The sequence below is a fragment of the Burkholderia sp. SJZ089 genome (genome assembly GCF_007828315.1).
GTDB lineage: Bacteria > Pseudomonadota > Gammaproteobacteria > Burkholderiales > Burkholderiaceae > Burkholderia > Burkholderia gladioli.
Window position 1 is genome coordinate 221,972 of the sequence record NZ_VIUM01000002.1, and the last position, 15,480, is coordinate 237,451.

The window sequence follows — 15,480 nt, forward strand, 5'->3', positions numbered from 1 at the left end:
ATGAGCAGCCATGACGGCCTGATGGTTTTCACTGGCAACGCGAACCCCGCGCTTGCGCAGAAAGTCGTCGACAATCTCGGTATTCCGCTTGGCAAGGCCATGGTCAGCCGTTTCTCCGACGGCGAAATCCAGGTCGAAATCCAGGAAAACGTGCGCGGCAAGGACTGTTTCGTCCTGCAGTCCACCTGCGCACCGACGAACGACAACCTGATGGAACTGATGATCATGGTCGATGCGCTCAAGCGCGCATCCGCCGGCCGGATCACCGCCGCCATCCCCTACTTCGGCTATGCGCGCCAGGATCGCCGCCCGCGTTCGGCGCGCGTCGCGATCTCCGCGAAGATCGTCGCGAACATGCTGGAAATCGCCGGCGTCGAGCGGATCATCACGATGGATCTGCATGCCGACCAGATCCAGGGCTTCTTCGACATCCCGGTCGACAACATCTACGCCACGCCGATCCTGCTGGGCGACCTGCGCAAGCAGAACCACCCGGACCTGCTGGTGGTGTCGCCGGACGTCGGCGGCGTGGTGCGCGCCCGGGCACTGGCCAAGCAACTGAACTGCGATCTCGCGATCATCGACAAGCGTCGCCCGAAGGCGAACGTCGCCGAGGTGATGAACATCATCGGTGAGGTCGAAGGCCGCACCTGCGTGATCATGGACGACATGGTCGATACCGCCGGCACGCTCTGCAAGGCCGCGCAAGTGCTCAAGCAGCGCGGCGCCAAGCGCGTGTTCGCCTACGCGACGCACCCGGTGCTGTCGGGCGGCGCGGCAGCGCGGATCGACGCCTCGGAACTCGACGAACTGGTCGTGACCGACACCATCCCGCTGAGCGCCGAGTCGCTCGGCTGCGCCAAGATCCGCGCGCTGTCGAGCGCCGATCTGCTCGCCGAAACCTTCGCGCGCATCCGCCGGGGCGATTCGGTGATGTCGCTGTTCGCCGAGTCCTGATCCCGGCGATCACACGAATTCGGTAGTCCGCGAAAAGCGAAGCCTGAACGCTTCGCTTTTTGCACAAACGGCCCGGAAGGACGAAACCCGGGCCGGCTTCTTGGGGCCGCAAGGCCTCGCTCAACTGCCTGGTCGCGGGCAGCAATGGAGAATCTCATGAAAGTCGTCGCTTTCGAGCGCACACTGCAAGGTACGGGTGCGAGCCGCCGCCTGCGCAACGCTGGCAAGACCACGGGTATCGTCTACGGTGGCGAAGCTGCCCCGCAAATGATCGAACTCGATCACAACGCCCTGTGGCACGCCCTGAAGAAGGAAGCCTTCCACTCGTCGATCCTCGACCTCGAAGTGGCCGGCAAGTCGCAAAACGTGCTGCTGCGTGACGTGCAATACCATCCGTTCCGCCAGCTCGTGCTGCACGTGGACTTCCAGCGCGTCGATGCATCGAAGAAGCTGCACACCAAGGTGCCGGTCCACTTCCTGAACGCCGAAGTCAGCCCGGCCGTGAAGCTGTCGAGCGCCGTCGTCTCGCACGTGGTCGTGGAACTCGACATCGAGTGCCTGCCGGCCGCCCTGCCGGAATTCCTGGAAGTCGACCTGTCGAAGCTGGAAGCCGGTCAATCGGTCCACGCCAAGGACATCGTGCTGCCGAACGGCGTCTCGCTGGTCGCGCACGTCGACGCCGAAAACCCGGTGATCGCGACCGCGACGATCCCGGCCGGCGCCGTGTCGGACGAAGCTGCTGCAGGCGAAGGCGAAACGCCGGCTGCCTAAGCTGTCCAGCACATTCGCACCGTCGCGGGATGGACGGTCGAAGCAACCCGCCGCGGCTCGCCCGGCGGGTTTTTTCATTCTTGCGGCCTCAACATCATGATCAAACTGATCGTCGGGCTCGGCAATCCGGGCGCCGAATACACGGCGACGCGCCACAACGCCGGCTTCTGGCTGGTCGACCTGCTCGCGCGCGAAGCCGGCGCGACGCTGCGCGACGAGCGACGCTTCCACGGCCATTACGCCAAGGCACGGCTGTATGGTGAGGAGGTGCACCTGCTCGAGCCGCAGACCTACATGAACCGCTCCGGCCAATCGGTGGTCGCGGTGGCGCAGTTCTTCAAGATCCTGCCCGACGAGATCCTGGTCGCGCACGACGAGCTCGACCTGCCGCCCGGCTCGGTCAAGCTCAAGCTCGGCGGCGGCAGCGGCGGCCACAACGGCCTGAAGGACATCTCGGCGCATCTATCCTCGCAGCAATACTGGCGGTTGCGAATCGGCATCGGCCATCCGCGCGAGCTGATCCCTGAGGGCGCGCGTGCCGGCGCCAAGCCCGACGTGGCGAACTTCGTGCTGAAGCCGCCGCGCCGCGAGGAACAGGAGGTGATCGACGCCTCGATCGAGCGCTCGCTCGCCGTGATGCCGATCTTCGTGAAGGGTGAAACCGAACGCGCGGTGATGCAGCTGCATCGCAACGGCGCCTGAGCGGCGCGAACCCGTTCGCCCTTTCCATGCCCGCAGCGACGCGCCCGGCGCGCGCCGCCTGCGTTAAGCTGCACGTTTTCAGTCAGGAGCCCGTGGTGAGCCGTTATTGGAGCAAGATCGTTCAGCAGCTCGTCCCCTATGTGCCGGGCGAACAGCCGGCGCTGGCGAACCCCGTCAAGCTGAACACCAACGAGAACCCGTATCCGCCCTCGCCGCGCGTGGTCGCGGCGATCGCGCGGGAGCTCGGCGAGGCCGGCGAATCGCTGCGCCGCTATCCCGACCCGCTCGCGCGCGGCCTGCGCGAGACCGTCGCCGCGCATCACGGCCTGAGCCCGGACCAGGTATTCGTCGGCAACGGCTCCGACGAGGTGCTCGCCCATACCTTCCAGGCCCTGCTCCAGCACGAGCGGCCGATCCGCTTCCCCGACATCACCTACAGCTTCTACCCGACCTACGCGCGCCTGTACGGCGTCGAATACGAGGCGGTACCGCTCGCCGAGGACTTCTCGCTCCGCGTCGAGGACTATCTCGGCGGCAACGGCGGCGTGCTGTTCCCGAATCCGAACGCGCCCACCGGCCGCGCCCTGCCGCTCGCCGACGTGGAGCGGATCGTGGCGGGCAATCCCGACACGGTGGTGGTGGTCGACGAGGCCTATGTCGATTTCGGCGCCGAATCGGCGATCTCGCTGATCGCCCGCCATCCGAACCTGCTGGTGGTGCACACCACCTCGAAGGCACGTTCGCTGGCCGGCATGCGGGTGGGTTTCGCCTTTGGCGACGCGCAACTGATCGAGGCGCTGAACCGCGTCAAGGACAGCTTCAACTCCTATCCGCTCGACCGGCTCGCCCAGGTCGCCGCCCAGGCCGCCTACGAGGATCGCGACTACTTCGAGGCCGGCTGCGCGCGCGTGATCGAGAGCCGTGCGCGCCTGGACGCCGCGCTGACGAGCCTCGGCTTCGAGATCGTGCCCTCGGCCGCGAACTTCGTGTTCGCGCGCCATCCCGGCCACGACGCGGGCCAGCTCGCCGCCGCGCTGAAGGCGCGCGAGATCTTCGTTCGGCACTTCAAGCTGCCGCGCATCGACCAGTACCTGCGGATCACGATCGGCACCGACGCGGAATGCGAGGCGCTGGTGGCCGCGCTGCGCGAACTGCTGAGCTGAGGAGGCCGCGCGGGCCTGCTCGCCGAGTTGCGGCGGCCCGCTATGGACCACCAAACGAAAACAGGCCGATGGGCAAACGCCCATCGGCCTGTTTCATGTCGGCTCGCGCCAATCGTCGAGCGAGCCTGACGTGCGCCGGCGCCGGCTCAAGACGAGGTGCCGCCTTCGTCGCCCGAGGCGATCAGCAGGTGGTACTTCGCCATCAACTGGTCCTGCGTCTCCGCGTGCTGCGGATCGCGCGGAATGCATTCGACGGGGCAGACCTGCTGGCACTGCGGTTCGTCGAAGTGGCCGACACATTCGGTGCACTTGTTCGGATCGATCACGTAAATGTCCGGACCCATCGAAATCGCGCCGTTCGGGCACTCGGGCTCGCACACGTCGCAATTGATGCACTCGTCGGTAATCATCAAAGCCATGCTGGTCTCACTTCCGCCGGCCTCGCGCCGGCACATGCTGCTGGGCCGGCGGCGAAGCCTCGCGCCTCACGCGGCCGGCTGCTGGCCCATCGCGGCCACCTTCTCGGTCAGCCACTTCTCGACCGAGGGGAATACGAACTTGCTGACATCGCCGCCCAGCTGGGCGATCTCGCGCACGATGGTGCCCGAGATGAACTGGTACTGGTCGGACGGCGTCATGAACATGGTCTCGACGTCGGGCAACAGATAGCGGTTCATGCCGGCCATCTGGAACTCGTACTCGAAATCGGAGACGGCGCGCAGCCCCCTGACGATCACGCGCGCGTTGTTGGCGCGCACGAAGTCCTTCAGCAAGCCGGTGAAGCCCATCACTTTCACGTTCGGATAATGGCCGAGCACCTCGTTCGCGATCTTCAGGCGCTCCTCGAGCGAGAAGAACGGCTTTTTCGCCCGGCTGTCGGCCACGCCGACGACCAGCGTATCAAAAATGCTCGAGGCGCGTCGCACGAGATCCTCGTGCCCGCGCGTCAGCGGATCGAACGTACCCGGGTACACGGCGACTACCATGTCGCTCCTCCTGTGAACTTGCAATTGGGGCAGCAGCAATACGGTTCGCGCGCCGCCGCCGTGATGGGCGCACGTCGCGGATCACGCGCGGCGCCTCGTTGGAAACGCGCATTATTCATCATTTTCGCGTTGCAGCAAATGATAGTGGACCGCGCCGGCCTTGCCCTCGCGCGTCACCACCCAGCCGGCCAGCGCCTCGTGCCCGGCGGGATCGAGCGGCTCGCCCGATTCCACGTACAGGTCGCCGCCCGGCGCGACCAGTCGAGCCGCGAGCGTCAGGGCGCGCGCGAACAGTTCCGCATCGCCGAAGGGCGGATCGAGGAACACCACCTCGAACGAAGCCGGCGCCAGGCCCGCCGCGAGCCGCAGCGCGTCGGCCTCGGCCACTTCCACGTTGCGCGCCGACAGCTTCTCGCGAATCGCGCGCAATTGCCCGGCAGCGCGCGCATTGCGCTCCACCATCACCACGCTGGCCGCGCCGCGCGAGGCAGCCTCGAAACCGAGCGCGCCGGTGCCGGCGAACAGGTCGAGGCAGCGCCGGCCGTCGAGATCCTGGCCGAGCCAGTTGAACAGCGTCTCGCGCACGCGATCGGGCGTAGGACGCAGGCCGTCGAGGTCGAGTACCGGCAGCGGCGTGCGTTTCCACGCGCCGCCGATGATGCGCACCGAGTGCGGCTTGCCGCGGGCGGCGCTGGCGGACGGGCGGGCGGAGGGCGAACGGGGCATACGAAATCGACTGGAACAGGTGATCGGGACGGGCTCGGGGCCCGGAACAGGCGCACGTTACCACAGCCGGCGACGGGCCTCGCCGCGCTCGACACGACGCGCGGCATGATGCGCCTGATAAAATCACGTGTTTTGGGTCGCCGGCCGAGCCGCTGCGTTCCCGCCCCTCTTCCCCCAAGCCAGCAGACCATGTTCAGCTTCTTCAAACGATTGATCGGCTCGAAGGCCGACGGCGCGCCGACCGACGACCCGGACGCGCCGACGGACCGGCAGGACGACGCCGAGGCCCCCGCGGCCGAAGCGGCCCGGCCCGTCGAGCGGGTCGCCGCGCCTGCCCCGGCCCCGGCGGTTCCGGTCGAGCCGGCCGCGCCCGCGCAAGTCGCCCCTGCTCTCCCCGCCGCCACCGCGGACGAAGACGAAGCGCAGGCCGTCACGGCCGTCGAGATCGTGCCGCCGCCCGCGCCGGAGCCGGCCGCCAAGAAATCCTGGATCGCGCGCCTGCGCTCGGGCCTGTCGAAGACCAGTTCCAGCCTGACCAGCGTGTTCGTCAGCACCAAGATCGACGAGGATCTCTACGAGGAGCTCGAGACCGCGCTGCTGATGTCCGACGCCGGCGTCGACGCCACCGAGTACCTGCTCGGCGCGCTGCGCGAGAAGGTCAAGGCCGAGCGGCTGACCGATCCGCAGCAGGTCAAGGCGGCCCTGCGCGGCCTGCTGATCGCGCTGCTCGCGCCGCTCGAGAAGTCACTGATGCTGGGTCGCGCGCAGCCGCTGGTGATGATGATCGCGGGCGTCAACGGCGCCGGCAAGACCACCAGCATCGGCAAGCTGGCCAAGCATCTGCAGAGCTTCGACCAGTCGGTGCTGCTGGCCGCCGGGGACACCTTCCGCGCCGCCGCGCGCGAGCAGCTCGCGATCTGGGGCGAGCGCAACAACGTGACGGTGGTGCAGCAGGAAAGCGGCGATCCGGCCGCGGTGATCTTCGACGCGGTGGGCGCGGCGCGCGCGCGCAAGATCAACGTGGTGATGGCCGATACGGCGGGCCGCCTGCCCACCCAGCTGCACCTGATGGAGGAGCTGCGCAAGGTCAAGCGCGTGATCGGCAAGGCACAGGCCGACGCGCCGCACGAGGTGCTGCTGGTGATCGACGCCAACACCGGTCAGAACGCGCTCGCCCAGGTAAAGGCCTTCGACGACGCGCTGGGCCTCACCGGCCTGATCGTCACCAAGCTCGACGGCACCGCGAAGGGCGGCATCCTCGCCGCGATCGCGCGGCAGCGGCCGGTACCGGTCTACTTCATCGGCGTCGGCGAGAAGGTGGAGGACCTGCAGCCCTTCAATGCCGAGGAGTTCACCGACGCGCTGCTGGGCTGAGCCCGGCCTCGTCAGGAAACAGGAAAGGACGCCTCGGCGTCCTTTTTCCTTTTCGTCGCCACCCTCGCTTCGTTATTCCGCATCCGGCTGCGCCTCAGGCGCCGCCGCGCGAAATGCATCGAGCGTCATCGCATGCGCGTGGATGCGCGCCAGCGTCGGATAGGGCGCCAGGTCGAGCTCGAAACGCTGCGCGTTGTAGATCTGCGGGATCAGGCACAGGTCGGCCTGCGTGGGCGTATCGCCGTAGCAGAGCTTGCCGGTGCGTGGATCCGCGGCGAGCTTGGCCTCCAGCGTCGCGAAACCCTGCTCGATCCAGTGCCGGTACCAGGCGTTCTTGGGCTCCTCGGCCACGCCGAGCGTGCGCTTCAGGTAGCGCAGCACGCGCAGGTTGTCGAGCGGATGGATCTCGCAGGCGATCTGCAGCGCGATCGCCCGCACATGCGCGCGATCGGCCGGCGAACGCGGCAGCAGCGGCGGCTCGGGCACGGTCTCGTCGAGATACTCGAGGATCGCCAGCGACTGCTGCAAGGTAACGGCGCCATCGACGAGGGTCGGCACCAGCGCGTCGGGATTGAGCGCGCGGTAGTCGTCGCGCAACTGCTCGCCGCCGCCACGCAGCATGTGCACGGCCTGGTAGTCGAAGGGCAGCCCCTTCAGGTGCAGCGCGATGCGCACGCGAAACGAGGCGGAGCTGCGGAAATAGCCGTAGAGCTTCATCGGTTGCGGTCCCTCATGGAATCGACGCGGGAATGGATGCGTCATTGTGCCGGTTTCCGTCACGGCGCCTAGGCCTGGAGCCCGCCTTCGACCATGGCGCAACCGGGCCGCGTGCTTGCCAGAATCCGGCAAATGCGGTACTCAGTGGGCTTCCCGCAGATCCGGGCGACGGCGCGTCAAGGCGAGGCCCGAGCCCCAAGCCCCCACGCCTCGATGACCGACGTCCGCCCCCACTCCGCCCCGCTCGAACCGTTTGCCTGCGCCCGCTTCATCAAGGAGATCGGCCGCGGCCCGCATGGCGCCCGCGCGCTGTCGCCCGAGGACACCTTCGCGCTCTACCAGGCCATGCTCGACGGCCGCGTCTCGGACGTCGAGCTGGGCGCGGTGCTGATCGCCTACCGGCTCAAGGGCGAGACGGCCGAGGAGCTGGCCGCGATGCTAGCGGCGGCACAAGCCTCGTTCGCGCCGCTCGCGAGCGAGCGCGGCGCCTATCGGCCGGTGTCGATCCCGAGCTACAACGGCGCGCGCAAGCAGCCCAACCTGGTACCGCTGCTGGCCCTGCTGCTGGCTCGCGAGGGCGTGCCGGTGCTGGTGCATGGCGTCAGCGTCGATCCGGGTCGCGTGACCAGCGCCGAGATCTTCGCCGAACTGGCGATGCCGGCTGCGGCCTCGCATGCCGATGCCGAGCGCGACCTGGCCGCGCGCCGGGTCGCCTTCATGCCGCTCGAGGCGCTGGCGCCGAAGCTCGCGCGACTGCTCGCGCTGCGCCGCGTGCTCGGCGTGCGCAACTCCACGCATACGCTGGTCAAGCTGCTGCAGCCGTTCGCGCCGCTCGGGCTGCGGCTCGTCAACTACACGCATCCGCCCTACCGCGACAGCCTCGCTCAGTTGTTCCGCGAACATCCCGAGGCGGCCGCGGGCGGCGCGCTGCTCGCGCGCGGCACCGAGGGCGAAGCCGTGGCCGACACGCGCCGGCAGGTGCAGGTCGACTGGCTGCACGACGGGCTCTGCGAGACGCTGGTCGCGCCGGAGCGCTCCTCGCCCGACGCGCCGCCGGTGGAGCTGCCCGAATCGAAGGACGCGGCCACCACGGCCGCCTGGACGCGCGCGGCGCTGACCGGCGAGGTGGCCGTGCCCGAGGCGCTGGCGCGGCAGGTCGAGACGATCCTGCGCGTGGCGCGCATCGAGGCCTGAGCCGGGCTGCCGTCGAAACTCGGGCGCCGGCAGCCGGTGCCTCCCCAGGCATCGCCTGCCGGACCACCTATTCGGGTCTCGATCGCATCGTCCTAACTCTTCTCGTCCGATCCGCGGCAAGACCTGTCCGAATCGCGACAGGCTGCCGCCACTCGACCGATTGACAACGCGAAACGACATCGCATAAAGTTGTCGCCATGCGTTCCTTTCCGAACCCCCTCCGAATTACCTCCGGCCGCCTAGCGCGGTCGCTATCGCTACGACTAGCGTAAAGCTGTCGTCGCGCCGTGCACCCCGCACGGTCCCCCCTGAGCAGTTCTCGCAGTTCCTTCTCGTCGTTTTTTAAAACCCGTAGTCGTCAGCCGTCGTCCGTCCATCCGTCGGGCGACCGCGAAGATCCGCCGCATCGTCACGCGAACTCGCGCGGCCGTGCGCAGGCAGCGCCACCTGATCCGTTGCCGCCCATCTTCGCTCGCGACTGAATCGCCTCGAGGCCAAGATGAAGCGCAACCCCGCCGACAAGTACCGCCCCTTCGAACCCGTCCGACTCACCGGCCGCAAGTGGCCGACCCGCAGCATCGAGCAGGCGCCGATCTGGATGAGCACCGATCTGCGCGACGGCAACCAGTCGTTGATCGAACCGATGAGCATCGAGCAGAAGCTCGAGTTCTTCGAGATGCTGGTCGCGATCGGTTTCAAGGAAATCGAAGTCGGTTTTCCCTCGGCCTCGCAGACCGACTTCGACTTCGTGCGCAAGCTGATCGACGAGAAGCGGATTCCCGACGACGTGACCATCGAGGTGCTGGTGCAGTCGCGCGAGGATCTGATCGCCCGCACCTTCGAAGCGCTCGACGGCGCCTCGCGCGCGATCGTCCATCTCTACAACGCGATCAGCCCGTCGTTCCGCAAGATCGTGTTCGGGCTCTCGAAGGACCAGGTCAAGGCGCTCGCGGTGGACGGCACGCGCATGATCAAGGAGCAGGCGCAGGCGCGCCCCGGCACGCACTGGACCTACCAGTACTCGCCCGAAACCTTCAGCATGACCGAGCTGGCCTTCGCCCGCGAGGTGTGCGACGCGGTCGCCCAGACCTGGCGCCCGACGCGCGACCACAAGATGATCGTGAACCTGCCGGCCACCGTCGAGGCCGCCACGCCGAACGTGTTCGCCGATCAGATCGAATGGATGGACCGCAACCTCGGCTACCGAGACAGCATCGTCCTGTCGGTGCATCCGCACAACGACCGCGGCACCGCCGTGGCCGCCGCCGAGCTCGCCCTGCTGGCCGGCGCCGATCGCATCGAAGGCTGCCTGTTCGGCAACGGCGAGCGCACCGGCAATGTCGATCTCGTCACGCTCGCGCTGAACCTCTACACACAGGGCATCGACCCGGGCCTCGACTTCTCCGACATCGACGCGGTGCGCCGCGTGGTCGAGCGCTGCAACCAGTTGCCGGTGCACCCGCGCCATCCCTATGCGGGCGACCTGGTGTTCACGGCCTTCTCGGGCTCGCACCAGGATGCGATCCGCAAGGGCCTCGCCCAGCAGCGTCCCGACGCGATCTGGGAAGTGCCCTACCTGCCGATCGACCCGGCCGACCTCGGCCGCAGCTACGACGCCGTGATCCGCGTCAACAGCCAGTCGGGCAAGGGCGGGGCGACCTATCTGCTCGAGCGCGGCATGGGCTTCACGCCGCCGCGCCGCGTGCAGATCGAGTTCAGCCACGCGGTGCAGACGGTGGCCGATCGCTCGGGCGAGGAGGTGACGGGCGACGCGATCTGCTCGCTGTTCCGTCGCGAGTATTTCGAGACCACCGGGCCGGCCGCGCGCAACGGCGGCACCATGAGCTGGCAGCGCCACGAGATTGCCGCGGGTGCCGCGATTCCCGGCGACGCCGGCGAGGAAGCGGTGGTCGCGCATGCCGCCGCGGCATTCGCGAACGCGGCAGGCACCACGATCGAGATCGTCTCGGTCGAGTCGGCCCGCACCGTCGACGGCCGCGTGGCCGTATTCGTCGGCGCCAGGATGGGCGACGCGCCGATGCGTTACGGCGTCGGCGCGCACGAGGAGGCCGTGGTGGCCGCCATCGATGCGCTCGCCAGCTCGATCAACCGCTCGGACTGGCATTGCTCGGATCGCCGCGCGGCGGCCTGAACCCGATCAAGCCTCATCAACCATGGCCCGGCCGGCCCCGACAACCCGGCCGGCACGCCTTGCGCGACCGGCGCGACGTCGAGCGATCCTCGGCGCCGCGCAATGAAAAAGCGGCCCAGCAGGCCGCTTCGAATGCCGATGAATGCCAACCGCATTCACCAGCGTCCCGCCACCGCGGGGCTTCAGGCTTCGGTCGCGCAGCGCGTGGCATGCCAGGCCAGCAAGCGCCACTGCCCGCTTTCCTGGGCCTGTAGCGCGGTATAGGCGATCGGGAAGACGATGCCGCCGTTGTTCGCCTCGAGCTCGACGATCACGCGGCCGGTGACGACAAACGCCTCGCCGCCGACCGGCATCACGTCCTGCGACTGCACTTCGATCTGACGATAACGGCGCCGGCCGGCGGTGATCGCGTCGATGAACTGCTGTTTCGACTCGCGCTTGCCATTGGTATGCACGTAGTAGACGTGTTCCGAGAGCAAGGCGTCGAGCGCCTCGCCATCGCCATCGACCATCGCGCGGAACCGGTCGCGCTCCAGTGCACGGATCGCCTCGATCACTTTCGCCATCATCGCCGCACTCCCAGACTCCGCGCGCCGGGCGCGTGCCGTTCAGAAGTTGTACTGCACGTAGATTTGGCTGAAATTTATACCAGGATTCGGATCTTTGATACTGGCGTTCGACTCGTGCTGGAAGCGAAAGCCGGCCTGGTACTGCTGGTGGCCGCCGAACTGCGCGCCGACGCCGACCATGTCGGCGAACTGGAACGCCGTCGACATCGTGTAGTTGGTCGCGATGGTCGGGTGGGTCAGCAGGCGCAGGCCCACGCCGGCCTCGAAGAACGGCCGGATCGCGCCGCTACGCTTGATGAAGCGGAACACCGGCGTGACCCCGAATTCGCCGATGTTGGCATTGACGGCATGATCGCCGCCGTAATGCCAGTACGAGGCGTGGCCTTCCATCACGAAGGTGAAATGCCAGTCGCCCATCTGCCACCAGGACCAGCCCGGATCCCAGACCACGCCGAGATCGACCTTCTTCATGTCGTGGTCGGCGATGCCGCCCGCGAGCTGTACCCCCCAGCGGTCGGCGAACGCGGCGTTCGAGCCGCCCGCCAGGGTGGCGGCCAGCACCGTGCCGGCCAGCCACCGTCCCGCCCTGAGATTTTTCTTGTTCTGCATCCTTCACTCCAGATTCCGGGGTTGAATGGAGCGCCGGCGCGGGTCTCGCGTCCGGCTCAAATCGAACAGCATCTTATGGTAAAGGACATTTCTGATCGGCATCGTCTCGCGAAATGGTTTGCTTCGCAATCGACAAGAATCGAAATCCTGTGCCGGAAAGTGATTGAAAAAACGTCAAATTGAATTGACCACGATCCGCTGCGCCTAGGTAGAAACGAGTAGTATCTATCGACATGACAACTTCGATAGAGCTGCGGGAACTCGAATGGCCCTGCCCCCTCTAAGTCTTTAGCACTCACTTGGCGAGAGTGCTAAGATAGCTCGGTGGAATCGCCTTGTAACGGGGCTTGTCCCTGATTCCAAAGGAGTTTACTAAGTGAGCAACGCTCTGACCCTTCCGAATACGCTTGGCCCGGTGCCTGCGAAGGCCTCGTCGGCAGGCTCGCTGGCGCTCGCGTCCCAATCGATGCTGCCCGGCCAGTTGGGCAATATCGACGCCTATATCCAGTCGGTGAACCGGATCCCGATGCTGACGCTCGAGGAAGAGCGCCAGTACGCGACCGAATTTCGCGACCAGAACAATCTCGAATCGGCCCGCCGGCTGGTGCTGTCGCACCTTCGCCTGGTGGTGTCGATCGCGCGCAACTACCTCGGCTACGGGCTGCCGCACGGCGACCTGATCCAGGAAGGCAATATCGGCCTGATGAAGGCCGTCAAGCGCTTCGACCCGAACCAGAACGTGCGCCTGGTCTCGTATGCGATCCACTGGATCAAGGCCGAGATCCACGAATACATCCTGCGCAACTGGCGCATGGTGAAGGTCGCGACCACCAAGGCGCAGCGCAAGCTGTTCTTCAACCTGCGCAGCCACAAGAAAGGCATGCAGGCGATGACGCCGGAGGAAATCGACGGCCTCGCCCAGGAGCTGAACGTCAAGCGCGAGGATGTCGCCGAGATGGAGACGCGACTGTCCGGCGGCGATATCGCACTCGAGGGGCAGGTCGACGACGGCGAGGAATCCTTCGCGCCGATCGCCTACCTGGCCGACTCGCACAACGAGCCGACCGCCGTGATCGCCTCGCGCCAGCGCGACCGCCTGCAGACGGACGGCATCTCGGAAGCGCTGGAGTCGCTCGACGCGCGCAGCCGCCGCATCATCGAGGCACGCTGGCTCAATGTCGAGGATGATGGCTCGGGCGGCTCGACGCTGCACGACCTGGCCGCCGAATTCGGTGTATCGGCCGAGCGGATCCGCCAGATCGAGGCCAGCGCGATGAAGAAGATGCGCGCCGCACTCGCCGCCTACGCATGACGCGAGCGGCCGGCTGATCGCCGGCCCTCCACGCAGCCCCCAAGGCCCGCTGTCTCACGACAGCGGGCCTTTTCCTTTTGCGCCTCGCTTTCGATCAGCAATCCTGATCGCTCCGGCGCGAAATGCCATCTACCTGACAAGGACCGGATTTCGACCTATAAATTGGGATATTCGGCAATCGACCCTACCGCTTCTCAAAGCCGGACACGATTCGATCAAGACTTGCGACACATCAAATGCGGCAGGCCATTTCGCGACCGTCCGCCGCAGATGAATTCGCAAATATCGCACCGCACAATTTTAGAATTTTGGTGTTCTCCCCACGGCGCCGGCCAGCGCCACGATCGTCTCAAAACCAACGACTTCAGGGCGCCGTCCACCAGATCATGCCACTGATCCTCACCCGCAAATCCGCCTCGCAGGACGCCAGGCCCACGCTGCGTGCACGCGTCATCGCCTGGGCCCGGGGGCCCACCCTGGTGCGCGACCTGTCGGTCGTGCTGGCCGTCAAGCTGGTGCTGCTGATGGCCCTCAAGTACGCGTTCTTCAATCACCCGCAGGCCGAGCACATGCAGTTGCCGCCCGCCGTCGTCGCCGCCCGCCTGCTCGGGCCGACGGCCCCCGATTCCTCCAAGGGAGCCCACCATGATCAGTAGCGAAGTCGTCGACCTGTCGCGTCTGCAGTTCGGCATCACCGCGCTCTACCACTTCCTGTTCGTCCCGCTCACGCTCGGCCTGTCCTGGCTGCTCGTGATCATGGAAACCGTCTACGTGATGACGGGCAAGCAGGTCTACAAGGACATGACCCAGTTCTGGGGCAAGCTGTTCGGCATCAACTTCGCGATGGGCGTGACCACCGGCATCACGCTCGAATTCCAGTTCGGCACCAACTGGTCCTACTATTCGCACTACGTCGGCGACATCTTCGGCGTGCCCCTCGCGGTGGAAGGGCTGATGGCCTTCTTCCTCGAATCGACCTTCGTCGGCCTGTTCTTCTTCGGCTGGAACAAGCTCTCGCGCGTCAAGCACCTGATCGTCACCTTCCTGGTGGCGCTCGGCTCGAATCTCTCGGCGCTCTGGATCCTGGTGGCCAACGGCTGGATGAACAACCCGGTGGGCGCCGAGTTCAACTACCAGACCATGCGCATGGAACTGTCGAGCCTGTTCGACGTGCTGTTCAACCCGGTCGCGCAGGTCAAGTTCGTGCATACCGTGTCGGCCGGCTACGTGACGGCCTCGATGTTCGTGCTGGGCATCTCCTCCTGGTACCTGCTGCGCCGCCGCGACACCGCCTTCGCGCTGCGCTCGTTCGCGGTGGCGGCCGGCTTCGGCCTGGCCTCGACGCTGTGCGTGATCGTGCTCGGCGACGAATCGGGCTACACCACCGGCGAAGTGCAGCAGGTCAAGCTGGCCGCGATCGAATCGGAATGGGAAACCACGCCAGCGCCGGCCGCCTTCACGATTTTCGGGATCCCGAACCAGGCCGAGCAGCGCACCGACTACGCGATCCGCATTCCCTATGCGCTGGGCCTGATCGCCACCCGCTCGATCGACGAGCCCGTGGTCGGCCTCAACGAGCTGATCAAGCGCAGCGAGGACCACATCCGCAGCGGCATGATCGCCTACGCGGCACTCGAGAAGCTCAAGGCCGGCGATACCAGCGCGGCCACCCAGGCCAGCTTCGACGCGCACAAGACCTATCTCGGCTACGGGCTGATGCTCAAGCAGTTCACCGCGAACGTCACCGACGCCACGCCGCAGCAAATCGAGCAAGCCGCGAAAAAAACCATCCCGCCGGTGGCGCCGGTGTTCTTCTCGTTCCGACTGATGGTGCTGCTCGGCTTCATGTTCCTCGCCACCTTCGTGCTCGCCTTCTGGTTCTGCGCGCGCCGCGAACTGCTGCTGCCCAAGCGCCGCTGGTTCCTGCGCTGGGCCGTGTGGGCGATCCCGCTGCCTTGGCTGGCCGCCGAGTTCGGCTGGGTGGTGGCCGAGGTGGGCCGCCAGCCCTGGACTATCGCCGGCATCCTGCCTACCCACCTGTCGGCCTCCAGCCTCACGCCCACCGATCTCTACCTGAGCCTCGCCGGCTTCATCCTGTTCTATACGGCGCTATTCGTGATCGAGATCACGCTGATGTTCAAGTACGCGCGCCTCGGCCCGTCCTCGCTGCATACCGGCCGCTACCACCACGAACAGCAGGCAGCCCCGGCGGCCTGATCGCGCCCGGCTCACCGAAACCGCACAAGGA

The 15,480-nt window shown here is 66.7% G+C and carries 16 protein-coding genes; 10 read left to right on the forward strand and 6 right to left on the reverse strand.

Features of this window, described 5'->3' with window-relative positions:
* The 4 genes from FB600_RS04080 to hisC all read left to right on the forward strand — a co-directional run bounded on the left by FB600_RS04080 (nucleotide 1) and on the right by hisC (nucleotide 3,593).
* Complete coding sequence (locus FB600_RS04080; RefSeq protein ID WP_025097008.1) at nucleotides 1-957, forward strand: ribose-phosphate pyrophosphokinase; 957 nt, start codon at nucleotides 1-3, stop codon at nucleotides 955-957.
* A gap of 156 nt (nucleotides 958-1,113) precedes the next feature.
* A complete protein-coding gene (locus tag FB600_RS04085; RefSeq protein WP_013699419.1) occupies nucleotides 1,114-1,728 on the forward strand; it encodes a 50S ribosomal protein L25/general stress protein Ctc in 615 nt (204 codons plus the stop codon).
* 96 nt (nucleotides 1,729-1,824) lie between these two features.
* On the forward strand, nucleotides 1,825-2,430 hold the full coding sequence (gene pth, locus FB600_RS04090) for an aminoacyl-tRNA hydrolase (protein WP_096750176.1): 606 nt from the start codon (nucleotides 1,825-1,827) through the stop codon (nucleotides 2,428-2,430).
* A 95-nt stretch (nucleotides 2,431-2,525) separates the two neighbouring features.
* Nucleotides 2,526-3,593: a histidinol-phosphate transaminase gene (gene hisC, locus FB600_RS04095; RefSeq protein WP_096750715.1), complete on the forward strand. Its 1,068-nt coding sequence runs from the start codon at nucleotides 2,526-2,528 to the stop codon at nucleotides 3,591-3,593.
* Between the two features lie 146 nt (nucleotides 3,594-3,739).
* Here hisC and FB600_RS04100 read toward each other — a convergent pair whose 3' ends face one another.
* From FB600_RS04100 to rsmD, 3 genes are all read right to left on the reverse strand, one after another.
* On the reverse strand, nucleotides 3,740-4,012 hold the full coding sequence (locus tag FB600_RS04100) for a YfhL family 4Fe-4S dicluster ferredoxin (protein ID WP_096750714.1): 273 nt from the start codon (nucleotides 4,010-4,012) through the stop codon (nucleotides 3,740-3,742).
* A gap of 66 nt (nucleotides 4,013-4,078) precedes the next feature.
* Nucleotides 4,079-4,579 (reverse strand): pantetheine-phosphate adenylyltransferase, encoded by a 501-nt coding sequence (gene coaD / locus FB600_RS04105; RefSeq protein WP_013699423.1) that lies wholly within the window; start codon nucleotides 4,577-4,579, stop codon nucleotides 4,079-4,081.
* Nucleotides 4,580-4,690: 111 nt separating this feature from the next.
* Entirely contained in the window at nucleotides 4,691-5,305 is a 615-nt protein-coding gene (rsmD, locus tag FB600_RS04110) for a 16S rRNA (guanine(966)-N(2))-methyltransferase RsmD (protein WP_096750175.1), read from the reverse strand.
* 189 nt (nucleotides 5,306-5,494) lie between these two features.
* On the opposite strand from rsmD, the gene ftsY reads away from it, so the two are divergent.
* On the forward strand, nucleotides 5,495-6,679 hold the full coding sequence (gene ftsY, locus FB600_RS04115) for a signal recognition particle-docking protein FtsY (RefSeq protein WP_096750174.1): 1,185 nt from the start codon (nucleotides 5,495-5,497) through the stop codon (nucleotides 6,677-6,679).
* Nucleotides 6,680-6,751: 72 nt separating this feature from the next.
* Here the strand turns inward: ftsY and maiA are convergent, their stop codons facing one another.
* The gene (gene maiA, locus FB600_RS04120) at nucleotides 6,752-7,396 is read right to left on the reverse strand and encodes a maleylacetoacetate isomerase (protein WP_145756288.1); all 645 of its coding nucleotides are present in this window, start codon (nucleotides 7,394-7,396) and stop codon (nucleotides 6,752-6,754) included.
* Nucleotides 7,397-7,609: 213 nt separating this feature from the next.
* Between maiA and ybiB the strand changes: the two genes are divergently transcribed.
* Nucleotides 7,610-8,590 carry a DNA-binding protein YbiB gene (ybiB, locus tag FB600_RS04125; protein ID WP_098181561.1) on the forward strand — a complete coding sequence of 327 codons (981 nt, stop codon included), beginning with the start codon at nucleotides 7,610-7,612 and terminating at the stop codon, nucleotides 8,588-8,590.
* 499 nt (nucleotides 8,591-9,089) lie between these two features.
* Nucleotides 9,090-10,742: a 2-isopropylmalate synthase gene (leuA, locus tag FB600_RS04135; protein ID WP_096750171.1), complete on the forward strand. Its 1,653-nt coding sequence runs from the start codon at nucleotides 9,090-9,092 to the stop codon at nucleotides 10,740-10,742.
* Between the two features lie 182 nt (nucleotides 10,743-10,924).
* On the opposite strand, the gene FB600_RS04140 is transcribed toward leuA, so the two are convergent.
* Together FB600_RS04140 and FB600_RS04145 are read right to left on the reverse strand one after the other, a co-directional pair.
* On the reverse strand, nucleotides 10,925-11,311 hold the full coding sequence (locus tag FB600_RS04140; RefSeq protein WP_013699429.1) for a nuclear transport factor 2 family protein: 387 nt from the start codon (nucleotides 11,309-11,311) through the stop codon (nucleotides 10,925-10,927).
* A gap of 39 nt (nucleotides 11,312-11,350) precedes the next feature.
* Nucleotides 11,351-11,920 carry an acyloxyacyl hydrolase gene (locus FB600_RS04145; RefSeq protein ID WP_096750170.1) on the reverse strand — a complete coding sequence of 190 codons (570 nt, stop codon included), beginning with the start codon at nucleotides 11,918-11,920 and terminating at the stop codon, nucleotides 11,351-11,353.
* Between the two features lie 376 nt (nucleotides 11,921-12,296).
* On the opposite strand from FB600_RS04145, the gene rpoH reads away from it, so the two are divergent.
* The 3 genes from rpoH (at nucleotide 12,297) to FB600_RS04160 (ending at nucleotide 15,449) form a co-directional block, all read left to right on the forward strand.
* Nucleotides 12,297-13,232 carry an RNA polymerase sigma factor RpoH gene (rpoH, locus tag FB600_RS04150; RefSeq protein WP_013699431.1) on the forward strand — a complete coding sequence of 312 codons (936 nt, stop codon included), beginning with the start codon at nucleotides 12,297-12,299 and terminating at the stop codon, nucleotides 13,230-13,232.
* 386 nt (nucleotides 13,233-13,618) lie between these two features.
* Nucleotides 13,619-13,888 (forward strand): cytochrome oxidase putative small subunit CydP, encoded by a 270-nt coding sequence (cydP, locus tag FB600_RS04155; RefSeq protein WP_013699432.1) that lies wholly within the window; start codon nucleotides 13,619-13,621, stop codon nucleotides 13,886-13,888.
* On the forward strand, nucleotides 13,878-15,449 hold the full coding sequence (locus FB600_RS04160; RefSeq protein WP_036049121.1) for a cytochrome ubiquinol oxidase subunit I: 1,572 nt from the start codon (nucleotides 13,878-13,880) through the stop codon (nucleotides 15,447-15,449). Before cydP ends, FB600_RS04160 begins: the two co-directional genes overlap by 11 nt.
* Nucleotides 15,450-15,480: the final 31 nt, after the last annotated feature.

What these genes read in the sequence shown, in the direction of transcription:
- maiA (WP_145756288.1), bottom strand. Translation starts at nt 7,396, where the DNA reads ATGAAGCTCTACGGCTATTTCCGCAGCTCCGCCTCGTTTCGCGTGCGC.
- ftsY (WP_096750174.1), top strand. Translation starts at nt 5,495, where the DNA reads ATGTTCAGCTTCTTCAAACGATTGATCGGCTCGAAGGCCGACGGCGCG.
- FB600_RS04100 (WP_096750714.1), bottom strand. Translation starts at nt 4,012, where the DNA reads ATGGCTTTGATGATTACCGACGAGTGCATCAATTGCGACGTGTGCGAG.
- coaD (WP_013699423.1), bottom strand. Translation starts at nt 4,579, where the DNA reads ATGGTAGTCGCCGTGTACCCGGGTACGTTCGATCCGCTGACGCGCGGG.
- FB600_RS04080 (WP_025097008.1), top strand. Translation starts at nt 1, where the DNA reads ATGAGCAGCCATGACGGCCTGATGGTTTTCACTGGCAACGCGAACCCC.
- pth (WP_096750176.1), top strand. Translation starts at nt 1,825, where the DNA reads ATGATCAAACTGATCGTCGGGCTCGGCAATCCGGGCGCCGAATACACG.
- ybiB (WP_098181561.1), top strand. Translation starts at nt 7,610, where the DNA reads ATGACCGACGTCCGCCCCCACTCCGCCCCGCTCGAACCGTTTGCCTGC.
- FB600_RS04085 (WP_013699419.1), top strand. Translation starts at nt 1,114, where the DNA reads ATGAAAGTCGTCGCTTTCGAGCGCACACTGCAAGGTACGGGTGCGAGC.
- FB600_RS04160 (WP_036049121.1), top strand. Translation starts at nt 13,878, where the DNA reads ATGATCAGTAGCGAAGTCGTCGACCTGTCGCGTCTGCAGTTCGGCATC.
- rsmD (WP_096750175.1), bottom strand. Translation starts at nt 5,305, where the DNA reads ATGCCCCGTTCGCCCTCCGCCCGCCCGTCCGCCAGCGCCGCCCGCGGC.
- FB600_RS04145 (WP_096750170.1), bottom strand. Translation starts at nt 11,920, where the DNA reads ATGCAGAACAAGAAAAATCTCAGGGCGGGACGGTGGCTGGCCGGCACG.
- FB600_RS04140 (WP_013699429.1), bottom strand. Translation starts at nt 11,311, where the DNA reads ATGATGGCGAAAGTGATCGAGGCGATCCGTGCACTGGAGCGCGACCGG.
- cydP (WP_013699432.1), top strand. Translation starts at nt 13,619, where the DNA reads ATGCCACTGATCCTCACCCGCAAATCCGCCTCGCAGGACGCCAGGCCC.
- leuA (WP_096750171.1), top strand. Translation starts at nt 9,090, where the DNA reads ATGAAGCGCAACCCCGCCGACAAGTACCGCCCCTTCGAACCCGTCCGA.